Origin of the sequence: Microbacterium sp. ZW T5_45 (assembly GCF_044987415.1) — a bacterium.
Taxonomy (GTDB): Bacteria; Actinomycetota; Actinomycetes; order Actinomycetales; family Microbacteriaceae; genus Microbacterium.
In genome coordinates this window covers 1-934 of sequence record NZ_JBJDRJ010000085.1, presented here as the reverse complement: position 1 = coordinate 934, position 934 = coordinate 1, and the positions used below count along the sequence as shown (strand labels likewise).

The following is a 934-nucleotide window of genomic DNA, read 5'->3' as shown; positions in this document are numbered from 1 at the left end:
TCGCTCCCGGCTCGATACGTCCACTCGCTTGGGCTCTCTTCATCGCCCTCACGATGAGCTCAGCGGTCTGTGTCTTCCCGGTCGCCCAGCCGAGCACCATCCGGGACGCGAGATCGATGACGGTCGCAAGATAGACCCACCCTTCCCCGGTCGCGACATAGGTGATGTCTCCGACCAGAACCGTCCCGGGGGCGACGACATCACCGAAACGCCGCTCGAGAAGATCCGGCGGGTCGGGGGTCCGACGCGCTCGCGCGGCCGCTTTCCGATACGCAGCCCGCGCGGCCGGGGGCATGATGCCCAGCCCCTGCATCACCCGGAGCACGGTCTTCGGGTTCACGCGGATCCCGTCCGCGTTGAGCGTCGCGGTGATCTTCCGATACCCGGCCGCGCGGCCCGACGTCACGAACGCCCCGAGCACCCGTGCGGTCAGCTCCCACCGCCGTGAGTGACGGGCCGACAATGATCGTGCCTGTCGGGCGTGATATCCGGACTCCGAGACACCGAGCTTGCCGCACAGATACGCGATTCCGAAGTCGGCCTTCAACCCATCGATCACGTCGAACTTCTCCGACGCAGTGAGATCGACTGGGTGAAGGCCCGCGCTTTTTTCTCGAACTCGAGATCCTTCTCCAACCGGGCAACCTGGTTCTCCAACTCCCGGATGCGTCGCTTCGCCGTATCCGACATCGACCCGTCCGGATCGATCTGCGCGTTCCGCGCCGCCACGACCCACATGTTCAATGTCCGGTCATTGATCCCCAAATCAGCCGCGATCTCCAGAATCGTCCGCCCCTTCGAGGACCGCACGATCCGCACCGCCTCCGCCCGCTCCGCAGGCGTGTATTGCACCCTCCTGATCGGCGGCCTCTTCCCACGCTCATCACTCATCTCATCCATCAGGACCAGACTCCACCATCACAGGGGCACCCCA

General features: G+C 65.1%; 2 protein-coding genes. Both read right to left on the bottom strand.

Features of this window, described 5'->3' with window-relative positions:
• On the bottom strand, nucleotides 1-559 hold a 559-nt coding region (locus ACI3KS_RS19610; protein ID WP_404920216.1), incomplete at its 3' end, for a DDE-type integrase/transposase/recombinase.
• Complete coding sequence (locus ACI3KS_RS19605; protein ID WP_404920215.1) at nucleotides 556-900, bottom strand: transposase; 345 nt, start codon at nucleotides 898-900, stop codon at nucleotides 556-558. The genes ACI3KS_RS19610 and ACI3KS_RS19605, both read right to left, overlap by 4 nt.
• Between the last annotated feature and the right edge of the window lie 34 nt (nucleotides 901-934).

Excerpts from the sequence above, each read along its gene's own strand:
- ACI3KS_RS19605 (WP_404920215.1), bottom strand. The coding sequence starts at position 900 with ATGGATGAGATGAGTGATGAGCGTGGGAAGAGGCCGCCGATCAGGAGG.